This is a genomic window from Agrilactobacillus fermenti, assembly GCF_047943045.1.
Taxonomy (GTDB): Bacteria; Bacillota; Bacilli; order Lactobacillales; family Lactobacillaceae; genus Agrilactobacillus; species Agrilactobacillus fermenti.
In genome coordinates this window covers 533,772-549,151 of sequence record NZ_CP181347.1, presented here as the reverse complement: position 1 = coordinate 549,151, position 15,380 = coordinate 533,772, and the positions used below count along the sequence as shown (strand labels likewise).

General features: G+C 38.4%; 18 protein-coding genes. 3 read left to right on the top strand and 15 right to left on the bottom strand.

Features of this window, described 5'->3' with window-relative positions; translation table 11 throughout:
* Positions 1–33: 33 nt before the first annotated feature.
* From ACNAN0_RS02630 to ACNAN0_RS02620, 3 genes are read right to left on the bottom strand one after another with little or no spacing between them, the layout of a single operon-like run.
* Positions 34–801 (bottom strand): ABC transporter permease, encoded by a 768-nt coding sequence (locus ACNAN0_RS02630; RefSeq protein WP_416353778.1) that lies wholly within the window; start codon positions 799–801, stop codon positions 34–36.
* A gap of 30 nt (positions 802–831) precedes the next feature.
* Positions 832–1,590 (bottom strand): ABC transporter permease, encoded by a 759-nt coding sequence (locus ACNAN0_RS02625; protein ID WP_416353777.1) that lies wholly within the window; start codon positions 1,588–1,590, stop codon positions 832–834.
* Positions 1,587–2,468: an ABC transporter ATP-binding protein gene (locus tag ACNAN0_RS02620; RefSeq protein WP_416353776.1), complete on the bottom strand. Its 882-nt coding sequence runs from the start codon at positions 2,466–2,468 to the stop codon at positions 1,587–1,589. The genes ACNAN0_RS02625 and ACNAN0_RS02620 overlap by 4 nt, the downstream gene beginning before the upstream one ends.
* A gap of 162 nt (positions 2,469–2,630) precedes the next feature.
* On the opposite strand from ACNAN0_RS02620, the gene ACNAN0_RS02615 reads away from it, so the two are divergent.
* Positions 2,631–3,221 carry a helix-turn-helix transcriptional regulator gene (locus ACNAN0_RS02615; protein WP_230913614.1) on the top strand — a complete coding sequence of 197 codons (591 nt, stop codon included), beginning with the start codon at positions 2,631–2,633 and terminating at the stop codon, positions 3,219–3,221.
* A 153-nt stretch (positions 3,222–3,374) separates the two neighbouring features.
* On the opposite strand, the gene ACNAN0_RS02610 is transcribed toward ACNAN0_RS02615, so the two are convergent.
* Positions 3,375–4,340: a S66 family peptidase gene (locus ACNAN0_RS02610; RefSeq protein ID WP_230913615.1), complete on the bottom strand. Its 966-nt coding sequence runs from the start codon at positions 4,338–4,340 to the stop codon at positions 3,375–3,377.
* 99 nt (positions 4,341–4,439) lie between these two features.
* Between ACNAN0_RS02610 and ACNAN0_RS02605 the strand changes: the two genes are divergently transcribed.
* Together ACNAN0_RS02605 and ACNAN0_RS02600 are read left to right on the top strand one after the other, a co-directional pair.
* Positions 4,440–4,817, top strand: coding sequence for a hypothetical protein (locus tag ACNAN0_RS02605; RefSeq protein ID WP_230913616.1), 378 nt, complete (start codon positions 4,440–4,442; stop codon positions 4,815–4,817).
* Positions 4,818–4,900: 83 nt separating this feature from the next.
* Positions 4,901–5,674 carry a CPBP family intramembrane glutamic endopeptidase gene (locus tag ACNAN0_RS02600; protein WP_416353775.1) on the top strand — a complete coding sequence of 258 codons (774 nt, stop codon included), beginning with the start codon at positions 4,901–4,903 and terminating at the stop codon, positions 5,672–5,674.
* Positions 5,675–5,676: 2 nt separating this feature from the next.
* Here ACNAN0_RS02600 and ACNAN0_RS02595 read toward each other — a convergent pair whose 3' ends face one another.
* From ACNAN0_RS02595 to ACNAN0_RS02545, 11 genes are all read right to left on the bottom strand, one after another.
* The gene (locus ACNAN0_RS02595) at positions 5,677–6,153 is read right to left on the bottom strand and encodes a hypothetical protein (protein WP_416353774.1); all 477 of its coding nucleotides are present in this window, start codon (positions 6,151–6,153) and stop codon (positions 5,677–5,679) included.
* Between the two features lie 21 nt (positions 6,154–6,174).
* Positions 6,175–6,729: a GNAT family N-acetyltransferase gene (locus ACNAN0_RS02590; RefSeq protein WP_230913619.1), complete on the bottom strand. Its 555-nt coding sequence runs from the start codon at positions 6,727–6,729 to the stop codon at positions 6,175–6,177.
* Between the two features lie 81 nt (positions 6,730–6,810).
* Positions 6,811–7,509 (bottom strand): uracil-DNA glycosylase family protein, encoded by a 699-nt coding sequence (locus ACNAN0_RS02585; RefSeq protein WP_230913620.1) that lies wholly within the window; start codon positions 7,507–7,509, stop codon positions 6,811–6,813.
* 137 nt (positions 7,510–7,646) lie between these two features.
* Positions 7,647–8,447 (bottom strand): hypothetical protein, encoded by an 801-nt coding sequence (locus tag ACNAN0_RS02580; RefSeq protein WP_416353773.1) that lies wholly within the window; start codon positions 8,445–8,447, stop codon positions 7,647–7,649.
* Between the two features lie 796 nt (positions 8,448–9,243).
* Positions 9,244–10,254, bottom strand: coding sequence for a peptidoglycan recognition family protein (locus tag ACNAN0_RS02575; RefSeq protein WP_230913622.1), 1,011 nt, complete (start codon positions 10,252–10,254; stop codon positions 9,244–9,246).
* Positions 10,241–10,756, bottom strand: a complete 516-nt coding sequence (locus tag ACNAN0_RS02570; protein WP_230913623.1) for a hypothetical protein — start codon at positions 10,754–10,756, stop codon at positions 10,241–10,243. The genes ACNAN0_RS02575 and ACNAN0_RS02570 overlap by 14 nt, the downstream gene beginning before the upstream one ends.
* 129 nt (positions 10,757–10,885) lie before the next feature.
* Complete coding sequence (locus ACNAN0_RS02565) at positions 10,886–11,407, bottom strand: hypothetical protein (RefSeq protein ID WP_230913624.1); 522 nt, start codon at positions 11,405–11,407, stop codon at positions 10,886–10,888.
* Between the two features lie 27 nt (positions 11,408–11,434).
* Positions 11,435–12,421: a hypothetical protein gene (locus ACNAN0_RS02560; protein WP_230913625.1), complete on the bottom strand. Its 987-nt coding sequence runs from the start codon at positions 12,419–12,421 to the stop codon at positions 11,435–11,437.
* A gap of 59 nt (positions 12,422–12,480) precedes the next feature.
* Complete coding sequence (locus ACNAN0_RS02555) at positions 12,481–14,994, bottom strand: hypothetical protein (protein WP_269073890.1); 2,514 nt, start codon at positions 14,992–14,994, stop codon at positions 12,481–12,483.
* Positions 14,994–15,206, bottom strand: a complete 213-nt coding sequence (locus tag ACNAN0_RS02550) for a hypothetical protein (protein WP_230913626.1) — start codon at positions 15,204–15,206, stop codon at positions 14,994–14,996. Before ACNAN0_RS02550 ends, ACNAN0_RS02555 begins: the two co-directional genes overlap by 1 nt.
* Positions 15,190–15,375: a hypothetical protein gene (locus ACNAN0_RS02545; protein WP_230913627.1), complete on the bottom strand. Its 186-nt coding sequence runs from the start codon at positions 15,373–15,375 to the stop codon at positions 15,190–15,192. Before ACNAN0_RS02545 ends, ACNAN0_RS02550 begins: the two co-directional genes overlap by 17 nt.
* Positions 15,376–15,380: the final 5 nt, after the last annotated feature.

The following is a 15,380-nucleotide window of genomic DNA, read 5'->3' as shown; positions in this document are numbered from 1 at the left end:
TTATTTATTAAACATAAAGTCCACAAGTAAACCTCAAAACTGCCGTTTGCGAAAAGCTAGGTAACCCAAAGTAATTAATAACAGACCATATCCCAGCGTCCCCCAAAGCAATTGATCCGTGCGCAATAAAGTGACCGGATGATAGGCGACATAATTATAATATTGTTGTGTTAAATTAGTCATAGCTAATGGGTTCCACTTAATAATGCTTGCCAATTGAGGCTTAACACCAATCAGATTACGCGTGACAAAGGGTCCCATAAAAATAATAATCATGTTAAAAGTCGTCACTACAGCATTGGATCGAATCAAGCATGAGGTTAAAAAAACAAAACCGATGATCAACATTCCGACTAAAATATCCAAACCAGTAGTGGTTAAAAGATTGACAATCAGCGGTTGATGATGCTGATAAACTTTGAACCATTGAACCGGTTGTTTAAAGGTAACCCAACTTAATATGCAGGTCCAAACGATGGCCAATAAATGTAACGCAAAATTATAAAGCAATAATACCAGCAACTTAGCGCCATGGACGTTCAAGCGACTTGGTGCTTTATATAATTCTGTTAAAATGGTGTGACTTTGAAATGCTGCCGAAAATACAGTCGATCCAATGATTACTAACACTAATAACAAGCAATCACCAGAATCAAAACAACTCATAATTAACAAATTATGATAAGTTGACCCCATCGCCGTCCCAATAAAAATCATAAACGCCAGCATCAATATCGGCGCGATCCAAGTAATTTTGCGTTTTGTTAATTTGTAAAATTCTCGCTTCAAAACGATTGTCATGCTGTACTCCTTTCAATGTAACTTATATAGCTAAATGTGGCGGTGTTTAAAGCAAATATAACCAAGGCTCAAAAATAGTGCCGTGTAAATAAGATTGCCGCTAATCAACTGGCCATTTGTTAAGTTTGAGATTTTTTGGCCACTTGGCTCACTTAACTGGGTGATCACATTGATCATGTTCAAAGGGTTCCAGGCGACAACTTTAGCCAAATTTGAACTAGCTAACATTATTGCCCGGGAAATATTCACACCCCAGAAACCCACTATCAAGCCAATCCCAATCACAACACCGTTCACATGAACAATAGCTAGCAAGCATAACGCCAACGTGACGACAAACAAGCTATACACTAATGTACCAACTTGATTTAACAAAAAAGCATGACTCAAGGTCTGGGACTGCTGAGCAGCTGTAAACCAACTGTCGCGTGCCCCAATGACAAGCGGCTTTAACAAAAATGTGAAAACACTGCCGGTACATAACAGTAACCCACTGTAGCTAATTAAAACCAGAGCCTTGGCAAAATAGACCTGCCATTGATACTGTGCTCGATACAGCAAATTTAATATCGTATGATTTTGATATTCCATCGCGAGAAATTGTGAACTAACTGTAATCAAAATAATAATGACCCACTGATCAATCCCAAAGCCTTGAGGCATTAAGGTTTGAGCATCTGTAGTCGTGATTGCAGTGTAACCCATTAACAGACATAACCCCACTACGCCATACCAAGGCAGACGTTCTTGCCAAAATTTATGAAATTCCTGCTTTAAATCAATGATCACCTGCCCACCCCGTTTCCTTGTGTCAACAAGCGAACGATCAATTGCTCAAAAGAAATATCATAAGGTGATAATGCTAATAGATGCAGATTATGAGCAGCCAAAAGATCTTGTACTTGAAACAGATATCCCCGGTCAATACTGAGGCCGTCATGAACCGACTTTATCGGAATCTTTTGCGCCTGCAGCAATTTCACGGTCGTCGGTATATCATCCGTCACAAAGTGGCACCGCTGCTGCCTTAGTTGGTTCAATTTATGAACCGGCTGATTCAAAACGATTCTACCTTCATTGACCAAGATAACGTCGGTCATAATTTTTTGTAATTCACCTAAAATATGACTAGAAATCAAAAAAGTCGTGCCATTTCTAGCATATTGCTTGATGATTTTTCGAACCAATATTGTGGCTTCAATATCTAGACCATTCATCGGTTCATCTAATAAAACAAGTTCTGGCTGGTTTAATAACGCTAAAGCAATACCCAGCTTTTGTTTCATACCTAGCGAATAATCCTTAGCTTTTTGCCGGATAAAGGTCGTCATTGCTAATTGGGTCACGACCGTTTGAATGTTTGCTGCTGTTTGGGCATATAGCCGTAGATTATCCCAGCCAGTTAAAAAAGGATAAATGGCTGGATGCTCTATTAAAGCGCCAACTTTGGCCAAAGCATGATGATCTTGCTCTAAAACCGTCTGATGGTTGATTTGTATTTGTCCAGTAAATACCATCAACCCTAAAATTGTTTTCATAATTGTCGTTTTACCAGCACCATTAGGTCCAATCAAGCCCGCAATATCACCAGCCGCAACTTCAAAACTACCTTGTTTAATGATTTGTTTGTGACCGATATAAGTCGTCATTGCTTGAACAGTTAACATATACTCACCCCATACTTACGATTTCTCATCATGAGTTTACTGCTGATGATCCTTGGTATGTAGAGGTTTCAAGCTGTGCTAGAGATTGTTGCTTGTAACGATATAGCGATACGCCTATGCTAGTATTAATAGAAATTTCAGTTTAAAGAAGGTTCGAAAGCTATGGAAAATAACTTGACTGATAATTTGAAACAATTGCGGCAGCAGTATCACCTGAAACAAAGCGATTTAGCAACTCATTTACACGTCTCCCGCCAAACCGTCTCCAGCTGGGAAACTGGCCGTAATCAACCCGATATAGACACGCTTTTACGTTTGGCTAGCTTCTATCATATTCCGCTGGCACAACTCGTGGATCAAGAAACGATACATCCGTCAGTTTCCAGCCAAATCCCCCGGGGCATTCCTAGTATCTTATTAGCCATTTTATTCATTGAACGGCTGACGCAAAACTCAAATACGGCTTTTTTCTTATGGTTAGACAGCCTACTTATTTTTTTGTTTTTACTCAACGGTGCGATTTATTTTAATAATAAGCAGGAAGTAAACTTCAAATTATCCCTTCATCTTTATTATTGGGTGCTTGGCTTGTTTGTTAGTGCTGTCTGGTTCAGTGCCTTAACTAATTTATTTCAGATGGGCTTTGCCTTTCAATTCACATTCTTTGTCAGTGGCTTGATTGCGTTTTGGGCCTTAATATTTCACAAAGATAAATCAACGCATCTTCTCGTATCAACACAAAAAAAGCTCTAAATTGAAGTCAGCCGTTTCAATCTAGAACTTAGATTTATTTAACATTACTTAATAGCGTTTTCGCTCATATTAATATCTAGGTGTCTTAATCATCAAAAAAATCAATCTCGACCAATGCTTTTGCCACTCTTATCTAACTAAAACTAATATGGCTTAGAAATCCATAAATGTCACGGTCATTTTCACCGCATCAATGACCGCCTCAGCTCCAAGGGGCGTCGTCATCATGGGTATTGTGTGACAGCTATCGTAATCATAAATGATCGGTTTTTGTGGCTCATTAAGGACTTCTTGCAAAATATCGATTGGTCGCTTTTTGGTGTTTTCCGAGTCAAAAAGTGCATGTTTTCCTAAAACGATGCCTTTGACCACATCTAAAATACCAGCATCTTTTAACATAGCAAAATTCTTTTCTACAGTAGCTGCGTCTTTTTCAGCATCTTCAATAAATAAAATATCATTATCTGTAAATCTTGGGCAATATTTAGACGCCACGATGCCGTACATTGTATTCAAATTACCGCCTAGTAGACGCCCTTTCAAAACAGACTGATTCTTATAATGCCAAGCATTAGCATATTTTTGCTTCTCATGCTCAAAAGTTTCCCAATTACCACGTTTATCCGTCCAATATTCAGGTGCCGTTAATGTCACAGCTTGATTGGGTTTGGCATGAAGTACCTGTTCAAAATAATGCCAAGTTTGAGAGACATAGGGCGGCCATTCACCAAAAGAAGCCACTAACGCCGGGCCATATAAAACTCGACATTCAGGCGCTTGCGTTTGAATTGCCAACAGCAAAGCCGTGGCATCTGAATACCCCACAAACGTCTTGGGATGTTTATTCAAATAATCATAATCAATATAAGGTAAAATCGAATTCGAATTCGTCCCACCGATCGTTGACATGATGACATCAATTTTCGGCTCATGAATCAACTCATTGAGTTCATCAGCTCTGGCTTGGATCGATCCAGACCGATAGCCCGCTTGTTTTCCCGTCAATCGACCAGCTGTCAAATGAACGCCCTGTTGCCGCAGGAACTGCTTAGCACGCTGAAAACGCTGAGGTGACAAAGCCGTGATTGGGGTCGAAGCCGAATAAAAACCAATATTCATTGAAAAGTCTCCTTCATAAAATTATTTCAAAAAATGAATATAATTGCTTATTGCCCTATATCCAAGAAAAATTAATGACTTATACCCACTCCTAAGGTGGTGCTCATCATAACAAATTCAATCTGCGCTGAAACATTACGTATCTTAAAGCAAAAACCGACTGAAATTTCAGATTTATCAATTTGGCTCTTCATAACGATCAATACAGCCAAAGCGATGATCATAAACAGTGCACCAACTCAAGTAGTCGCTCTGGACCGCTTCTTGGCCGACCAAACCACCAGCCAAATTCAAGCAACTTTTGATCAATTTCAAGGTCAATTTGGTGCGGATAACTTTTCAATGCGTCATAGTCAAAATTACAAATATCTTTGTATGTTGATTGCTAATTTTCCAGAACAAATAATTTCTAAAACAGACAAAGCAGCTATAAAATCCGACATGAAAGTGAATCAATATTTATTGTATCTGTTATAGCATTAAAAATGGACCTAAATATTATTTGTGCTACCCTTAAGTCGTTAATAAATATCATATTATCAATAGATGGGGATGATCCAATGCTTATTGAAAATAGTTGGTCTTGGGGCAAGCAACTAGCTTGGGGTATCTTGCTGTTTTTAGCCTTTTTCTTTCTTAATTTATTTAGCTATGATGAACCTTTAGCTTTTAAACGGATTGCTAATTTGGTACTAGCTCTTGTTGCCTTTAGTATTGCTTGGTGGGCACTGAGTACGCTAAAAATTACTAAGCAGCGGATTCACTTGACCAGAGTTGCTCGTGTTTCAGGTATACTGGCTGTTATTGCCGTGTTGATCATGCTTAGCTTAGAAAAAATGCCGTTGAACATCTACCACGTTTTCCAATCACATTATTTCCTGTGGGATACTGTGGCAGCCTTGTCTGCTGCAATTCTTGAAGAAGCTATTTGTCGCGGCCTATTCTTATCTGCCTTCATGAATCTAGAAACTTATCTGGAAGTCCGTAAAACACATACCTATAAGTTGACTAAAGCAGCCCTATATTCAGCAATATTATTTGGTGTCTTGCATCTCGGTAATTTGCTTGGTGGCAGCCCTCAAGCTGTCTGGCAACAAGTCTTTTACAGTTTAGCTATGGGTGTCTTTTTGGCTGTTCTGCGAACCTATGGTAACAATTTGCTGTGGCCAATTTTATTGCACTTTATTTTAGACTGGGCCCCGCTGGAATCAGCTACCGCCCCAAACACCGATTCAAGTTGGCTGATCACGCTGGTTGTATTTATACCAATCTTTATTTTCAGCATAATTTTTCTAATTCAATTGGATCGGCAGCGTGTTCAAGTGACGGCTTAATTTTATTTATGATTGGTGTGTTGCTTTATCAATATGGCAATCAAATAAAATACGGGGGCCGCTAAGATGAACAAGATACTCATGAACAGAGCTTTCACAATGCTGATGGCCCAATTGATACTTTCATCATAGGTCATCGTATCTGCGGTGGTATACTCCCAAGGACTCACGGAAACCCCATTGGATGACCATGTCCGATCTGTATGGTGTTGTGCCATGTCCTGGTGGTGCAGATCTAACGCCCGCTTCTTGGGCGACTCAAAATTGTCAGACTTAGAAACAAACCAAGTCGGATGTTGCAACCTAAAAAAGGGTAACAACATTAGCGTCGCGAAAAGGTACAGTTGATAAAGTCGAAACTGATACTGAAATGGGAAAAATGATAAATCATATCGATAAACCAAAATAGCCATTAAAGCAAGTACGCCCGTCACTAAATAACCAAACCATTTCAATATTTGATAAAACTTTTTCAACATAGGTCTTCACCATCCCTATCGTTACAAAGTCATTTTTTTCAAGTAGCGCACTTCTGAAACAGTCTCACCGGCAAAATCTAATTCATGTGTGTCTGCTGCTAATTGAAAGCCACATTTTTCGTAAAAACGACGTGCTGAATCATTATTAGCCAATACCCACAAAAATATTTGTTGATAACCCTGTGCATAGATCTTACGCTCAAATGTAGCAAGCAACTTTTGCCCAATTCCTTGGTGAAAATAGTCTGGTAAAAGATAGATCGACATCAACTCCGCCCAATTTGGCCGCATTTGGTCACTGCTTTTCCCACCGGTTACCACGCCGATAATACCCTGATCCGTTTCAGCAACTAGTATTAAGCGTTTGGGAACGGCCAACCGGGGTATCCACAAATCAGCAGATAGGTCATTTAAAAATTTTGCGGGTAAAATAGTCCGATAGGCAGTTTGCCAACTCTTAAGATAAACTTGCCCAATTTGAGAGTAGTCTTTAGGCTGTGCTTGCCGAATCTTCAACATAAGCCTCACCGCTTTATTTTGTTTATGCGCCAATAATTTAATTTTAATATACGCCATATTTAATCTATTTCATATTAAAATGTCATTTAAAGTTCATTCACGACAAAAACAGCCCTAATTCTATCTTGATTGATAGGCTTAGGGCTGTTTTAACGCCGTAAGATATTTTGCCAGATAATAATCTCTATCTTTAGAATGATACTGCATAATAAATCGCGGATGTTCTAAAGGCACGATCGTATTTAAAAAATGATATGTAGCATTAATTTTCGTTAATACCTGATAATTTTCACCACTGCCAATGCAATAACAGACCGATGTATCGATGCCAAAATTAATTTGCTGGCGCAAGGATTCGATGATAAATGGCAATAACTCATGTTGTACTTTTCTGCTTTCATAGTAGTTACAGTTCACTCTGTTTCCCTTCGAGTTTATTCTAGTTAAACCAAGTGGACAAACAAAGTTCATGTAGAAATTAGCATAAAAATGATCACGGCCGCCAAAGCGACCAATTACATCACTCAAAAATCCAGATGAAGCTTGATTGATTTGAAATTTATCAACTTTAATTCCTGTCTCGTTTTGCAGGAACTTCATATCTTCAAAGGGGATCCCCGTTATCGCCGTGCTGCGTCTCGCCGGTGAACTGCCTAGTATCAATCTTCGCGGTCGACTGTCGTTATAATACGTTTGATAAAAAGCAGCAGCCAATTGAAAAACTAGCGCTTTTTGCGCACCGTTATAAGGATTGATGATACTGAAACCATCTGGCAACTTAATTGAAAAATCCGCTAAATCTCTATAAAACTGCAATACTTTTTCAGCAAAAGACAAGTTTAACCCACCTCTTTATAGAATGGTTTGAATTTAATCATACACTATATTAATTAAAAGAACGTTTCAATCTGAAATAACTACTGTCTTTAACTTAAAATAGCTATCTATTTATGGTTTATATATTTATTCTGTAGTCATTCAAAGGTATTTTCAAAGTATTTCTTAATAATATTTCTGTCCTGCATTACTTTTCTAACTGATGGCCTTTTTACAGGAATCAATCCACGACTTTTTGCAGCTGTATCTAATTTAATTAACGCCCTTTTGACATTTTCATCTGCTATCAATTGTTCATTACTTATAACAGTTCCTATAGGAGTATTTTTGTTGTGAGCTCTAATAATCTTACCCTTTTTATCTAAATAAACTTTAATATAATTGATCAAATATTTATTGGAACTTTTATCTTCATATACAATATATCCACTTACATAATTCTGTCCATTGTTTTTACGCTTGATCAATAAGTGTCTTTCGGTTGATGAATTGAGCGTTATTTCTGGCTCAACTCTTTTAAAGAAACCTATTTTCGGTTTTTCAATTTCAAAACTAGAAACTTCTTTTGTCTTGGCATTGACATTTGCTACATATATTGAGCCTAACATTCCTTGTTCAACTTTTGTTTTAATTTGAACTTTATTATCCGTTAAAGCTAAATAATCTGGGATATTTAATCTCAATTGATTATTAGCCATATTTAGTCTATATGTTGATAAACCTATGAACGCTGTAGTAACAAGCGTTAAAAGAATTATTAAATTTCTTTTGGTCCAAAAAAACCAACTATAAATTAACTCATCTTTAATCCAAAGAAGATACCCACGAATAGGACTAGTAGTTTTTACAAAATTTTGAATACGGGATTTTCTTTCAGAAAAAATCGCAGTTATTGCAGAAAAAATAATCATTATTGCACAAAGTACTAAAAGTTCCATATTTATATATCAGTCCTTTTTATTGTTGTATTTATAAATAAAACACAATTTATAAATGATTCTTCATATATCTACTTCAATTAATCAAGAATAGAGATTATTAGTGTTCAATATTGACAATACTTTGGGCATGTCCGTGGGAGAAAATCAGCTAAATAAAAAAATCCCACGCGAAATCCCACACTTTTACCATTTTGTATCATCTTCTATCCATTTTCAGCCACAAAAAAACAGCCCTATATCAAGGAAAAACGTACCTTGATACAGGACTGAAATAGATAGGAATGGTTCTAGGCTATTCCCACTCAATTGTTGCACATATTGATTTCATGGTATTACAACTGACGTATCCCAATTTTGTACCACTTTTCTCTAATATTGCATAACTGTTAAATAAGTAAGTTTCACTTGTGTAAATTATTATAATAAAGAAATAGAGCATTATCTAAAGAAGGTGTTAGTTGAAATACCAAAGCTAAATAATACAATACATGAAGTCGACTGATAGGCGACAGTGGACTATGCCCTCAGGCGACTACTGAGGGCTATTTTTTTGTAAAAAATAGCCCTCCTAGGCGATAGGACGGCAAGACGATAGGCAATTAACACTCAGACGACTACTCTTATAGACTACACTAATTAGATTTAGGTTTCAATAATTACTTTCTGTAATGTCCGTAATTTTTGTAATCTACGTAATCCTTAGACCATCACTAGGATTCTGTAAATAGAAAAACATTTAATATTTTTTCAATAAAAATAAGCCCCCTACCCGACTACAGGTAAGAGGCTTATTTTATAGAATCACATCGCAGTTTGTAGCTGGTACCCAGACATTGCTACCGATCTGGAACCAACTAGCGTCTTTGTTTTGCCCAATCACCAACCAACTCTCACCTTTTTTTGTGATTGCCAGTTTATCTTCATCGGGTTTGTCGAATGTATTTGTATCAACATTCATACTGATAGTCATGCCAACCCAGTTGCCCGTTTGAATACCAGTGTTTGTTTTTACAACAACATCATTTTTGGATACATAGCCGCCAATCTGCCAGTAATTACCATGTTCACTAGAAATCTGCCATGCACTACCTACCGGTAACACACGACCTGTTTTATCCCATGGGTTTGCCTCAGAATATAATGTAGCACCATCAGACTTTGTTACATAGGCAACACCTAAAATCTTGCGACTACGTGGCTGATTGAAATCATCATAATTCACTTCATCAATACCCCTCTCTTCAATGCCAAGGCCATTAGCTAAATCGTGTGCCAATTTATCTTTAGTGACGCCCCACGCCGCGAAGTACGTGAGTGGGTCAACATGATCACCACCATAATTGTTTGTCACCCACTGATGAGTCTTAATACCTTTTGTGCCCTGACCACCAGCATCTAAGGTCAACGGAATACCTAATTTTTGTGCCCAATAGCGGGCTAGTTCAACATAAGTGGCATAGTCCTTATTAAAGGTTTCCGGGTCATTGGTACGTGCTAACTCAATTTGGATAGGTGCGTAAGGATTCGCATTTAGCGCAGCCCAAGCAACATATCCAGGTTCACCAATTTGAAAGATTTTGCCACCACTACCGACGAAATAAGTGGCATAGGCTGCTGCACCTGTTTTTTGTCCATTCCAGTTAGATTTCATGAACTGCGCTTCATTGCGTGCAGGGTCACTAGCATTCACATCCGACTGATTGCCCGATTCATGCAAAACAATATAGTAGTTTTCTGCTGTGCGAGAATCACCCTCGTTATCACCAAGAGCAAATGTTTTATCCACGCGATCAAGAATTGACATTCGTATTACCTCCTTTCACTGTTGCTGCAGAATCACGTTCATCTCCGTGTGGCTGGCCAATAGCGCCAGCTGGTTGGCTAAGCGGCATTGGCTGAACTCCAATTTGTTCAGTGTTGCTTGATAACTCAACTGGTTTCGGTTCTAGCGCTTGTTTTGGCTGTGTGTCTGTTGCAAGTGAAATTGGTTCAGCTGTTTTCTTAGATTCATTGGTTTTTGAATCAGTCTTGCTTTCAATCGTTCCAAAGAAAGCTTTGAAACCATTAAAAAGACCGCTTGTCGCAAAACCAACAAGCAGTCCTAAAATTGCACCTGTAAACACTGTATCTTTTTGCCAAACTGAAATTATAATTCCAGCAACTACACCAACCGCTGCGCTAAACCAAGGGGCCCATTTGTTATTAACAAACGTTTGTTTGAATAGTTGGGTAAACCCCCAACAAATTAGCGCTGTTACGATCAATTCAAGCGATGTTCCAATGCCAATAGATTTAATCAGATCCAACTTTGTCACTCCTTTTTACACATGTTTTTATAAAATTCCAGTTGTTCATGCAGAAATGTAATATGTTGTTCTTTTTCAAGAATTTCATGTTCTAATTCTGTTACTTTTAATTGCAGCTGGGATATTTTTTTATCTTTCTTGCTTTGTATTTTGTTTCCATAAAGTTGAAAAAAGCCGGTTATCATGGCGACGGTTCCGCCCGACCCCAATATCCCGACGATCCAGTCTTTTGCGCTGTTCATCTTTATTCCTCCCCGCTGTGCCCGTATCCATTAACGCTATGCCAAAAATTGCGAGGACGAAGAACAAAGCGTATATCCAAGTCATATTGTGAGCCCCATCTAGATCCCTGACAAAGAACACGAATAGAATTGCACCCGAAACAAAGGCATTCAACATTAGTGTTAGTAATCGCCAGAAGGCAAATCTGATAAAAACAGAACTAATCATTAGTAGCCCTACAATGATAATTAGAATACCGATGTTTTTATCATCTAACCAACCAACTAAATTCGCGTGAGTAATTCGGTTATCCAGGTAGTTTTCATGAGTCACAATATAAAAACCCAACGCAATCGAAATACCAGCTACTAGAAACCTGACCCAATCTTGGCGAATATCAATACTTATTCTTTTAACACGCAGTGCCATAAGGCTTCACCATTCTTTTTCACTTCGCTATGCTGAAATTTTAAACACTGACCCAGCATCGTCACAATAATAGATATTTCCTACTTTATCCGTAGTAAAGTTAGCATGGCTTCCCCAATCTGTAATGCCAGCATTCCATTCCCACATTTTTTTAAAATCTTGATTGTACTTTCCAATGGCTTTATCCACCCATGCAATAATGTTGTCTTCATTGTCAACCAATAGGGACATTACTATTTCGCCCTTCTTACCTACTTGTTTTAGGTGCTGTAACACTTTTCCGTCTTTGCTGTATTCTGTAACATACCCTTTGGACCAGCTGTTGGCTGTCTGTATTATTGTTCCTTTATTAGTTAAGGCCATTTGTTCAGCAAAAGTATTTGCTCCCTCAGGGGTGATTGTTCCAATCTTTTTACCATTGATAATTGAGAAAACATTTACAATACCCTTTTTCCCTTGCACTGTGATCAAGTTGTTCTTTATTTGAAAATCATAGTCAATCTCACTCACAAGAATATCCGAATGAATTCGAGATACTATATCTCCTTTGCTATTCATTTTCAAGATAGTATCTATTCCGCCGTATGGATTAGTCGTTGATATAACATAGATATATCCGTCTTCACTTCTATTGGAAGTTGAAAAAAATATTGTTCTCGTATCAATTGCAGGCATTTTTTTATGGACAATTCTATTTCCATTCGTTTTATCATAACAATCATAATACCCATAATAAGATATATATCCTAGATTGTTTTCATCTGTAGTGAAGAAGTTAGATGAAGAGCCGCTCCAGTAAAAGTCACCATCACCAGGCACATTCTTGCTCCATTTTTTTTGACCTCTTGGATCATATAAAGACAGTATTTGTTTATCATCATATATATACACATATCCGTCTTTTGAAACTGTGAAAAAATACATTCGGTTGGGGTATTTAATGTGTAATTGTGTCAACCCACCAGGAATGGCCTTGCTGAATATTTTCTGACCACCTGCCCATAAACTGTTCAATTTTTTGCCACCTATAAAAAAGTCTTTTGTTTTATTGTTATTGATATAAATACTAATTTTTATCCCTCCACAGTGTAGAAAGCAACGCCTGGGGTCTTTTGAGAATTGGCTTTTGCTTCAGTGTCATTAGCAGCCTTATTAAAGACATTAGAAAACATCGTTGTTGCTTGTTGCAAGATTTGATTTAAATCATCCTTGGTCGGTGTCTTATCCCAGGCGGTCCAGGTTGTACCGTCAAAAATCCGTGTGTAAGTTTCGGCAATAGTTGTATCATAGGCTATTTGTTTAATATTCGTTCCGGCAATGTCTTTCATTGTCATCACATAGAAGTCGTGATCCGCTGGTGAGTTGGCACCGCCTTTTGCTAATACTAATCCGGGTTCTGCAGCATTTAAATCTCCAGTAAATAGCTGTGGCAATCCAGTGAATAGCTTTGAAATATCAGGCACTTGACCAGTGTCACCCTTTGGACCAGCTATACCCGTATCGCCTTTGTCACCTTTAGGACCTTGTGGACCAGCGTCCCCTTTAGCTCCCTTCAAACTCGCAAGAAAATCGGCCGCGGTTCCCTTGTTACCAGCATCCAACCACTCTTGATATGCAGACTTACCGCTACCACCTTGATTGGGTATCAGCTGCATAAGTTGATATTTTGTAGCTGCAGCATCATAAGCAATGTTGTGAGTATCAAGGTACTTTTTAATTTCATCACTGGTATTCGTCCAATCTGGGACACCAGTATTGACGAGATATGGTGATGGAGATGTGACACCAACTTCCACCTGATATCCTGCCAAATAGAAAACGCCCGTCGGTGATGCTGCCTCAACTCTAAAACGATACTTAGTTGTTTTGGGAGCTATCCATGAAATAAAATAGCGATTTATTCCAGGCTTAGGGGTTAACCAACTCTGTAGTCCTGTCCATTGATCTTCATAATTTCCAAACATTCCAATCATGCCTTTAAAATTCTTATCAGTTTCGGCGTAATAACTAAGTACTATTTTATCGCCTTCATTTATTTGTAAATAAGGTGTATGTGTGCCCCAATATAAGCCATTATTTTTGAGCGACTTTTGTCCGGGTACAACTTCATGATCAGAAATTGATTGCACGTCACCATTTGGTATAAAATCACTCATCGTATCGCTATGAAGTAAGTAATTATACCAAGTCACGGTTTTATGCCGATCAGGGTACGTTCCACTTGGTGTCCATGTTTTGCTACCTGCATCAAATACATAAAGCTGATTGTCTTTAACAAGATAGGTATCGCCATCAGTTCGACCAGATGTTGGTAAATCTGCTACTGACGCGACTGCACCTTTGATGTTGATTCCAGCACCAACTTCACCACGGTCTCCCTTATCACCTTTAGGACCTACATCGCCTTTATCACCCTTAGGGCCCTGTGCACCTGTATCGCCCTTTGGTCCTTGAAGGCCGGTGTCACCTTTTGGTCCAGTTGGGCCAGTATCTCCTTTAGATCCCTGAGGGCCAGTATCCCCTTTGTCACCTTTTTCACCCTTAATAGGACCACCATTAACAAATTTTTTGGCTAAAATATCCCAAAACCATAGATCGCCGTTGATAGTATAAGCTTCACCGTTTGTTCCAGTTTTAGGTAGGTCCTCCACTTTAGCTAATTGCCCGGTTAATTCAATACCATTCCCAGTTTCACCGGTGTCACCTTTATCTCCTTTGTCGCCCTTATCACCCTTAGGACCCTTGAAAGCAGGATTGGTAGGTGCAGCGGCTAGGAAATCTTTGGTTTCTTTGGTGATTTTATCTGCATTTGAAGCAGATGTATCAGCTTTAGTGGCTGCTGCATTGGCTTTGTCAGCATTAGTATTTGCTAAAGTGGCCGCACTATTAGCTTTATCCGTGGCCGTATTAGCATTCGTAGCGGCGGCACTAGCTTTATCAGTCGCATCTTTTGCTTGGGCCGTCTGGGTATTCGCGTCCTGAGTTGCTTTAACAGTATCGGCCTTGATTTTTTCAAGACCATCATGTGCTTGATTTGCGCTTGTTGCTGCATCATTGGCTTTTTTTATACCATCATCTAGTTTAGGCTTACGTTCATTCCAACCCTGGTCTATTTCATTGAACTTATCACGACTGTTCTTTAGCACATCATCACTAGCTGCATTCTGGGACTTCATATTATCTAAAATCTTTTCAGCATCAGTGATATAGTTATCAGAAGCTTCTGGTGAACCTACTTTTCGTAAAATACTAATTTGAAAATTAGCTGTACTCTCTTGTTCGCCAATCGTGAAGTAAGCCCGTTTAATGGCTCCGGCTGATTGATATAATTCATCTGGTAAGCGATAGTTAAAAAATCCTGATGAGCTTTTGTCAGAGAAATGGCTAGAGTCATTGTCAATGATCACTTTGCCATCTGGTTTATCTGCTTGAAAACTCAATTTAGCTGATGTTAAATCTTGAATTTTGAAGTTTTTAGATAGTTGTACCGGTAATAATTCACTTTTATCGCCCTCTCGAATTGTCAATTTTATCGGGTTAAAGGGGGCATTCTTATTAGTGTCCAAATAGATTTGATCTAATGACATTACTTATCCCTCTCTTTTTCGACTTGTGCTTCAAACTCAGTGATTTCTTTTTGAATTTCCTCTTTATGAGCATCATAGGTTGCTTGGTCTGGTAGCCGTCTATTATAGGTGCTGGACCCATCTTCATTAACTGTGCAATATAAATTAGCTACAACAGCACCATCAATTGTGATGATACCCTCATAATTTGTTGTCTTAATCGTTTTTAACATGTGTCTTCCCTCCATTTTCCAATTTCTTTTTAAGCTCTTCATTTTCTTTACGCAATCGATCATTATCGTGTTTGAACTTAGCCAACGTGATCGATTGTTGCCCAATTTGCGCACTTAGATCACCAACCGCGTAACTTACAATGTCATTCTCAATATAATTCTCGTTCATCTTGT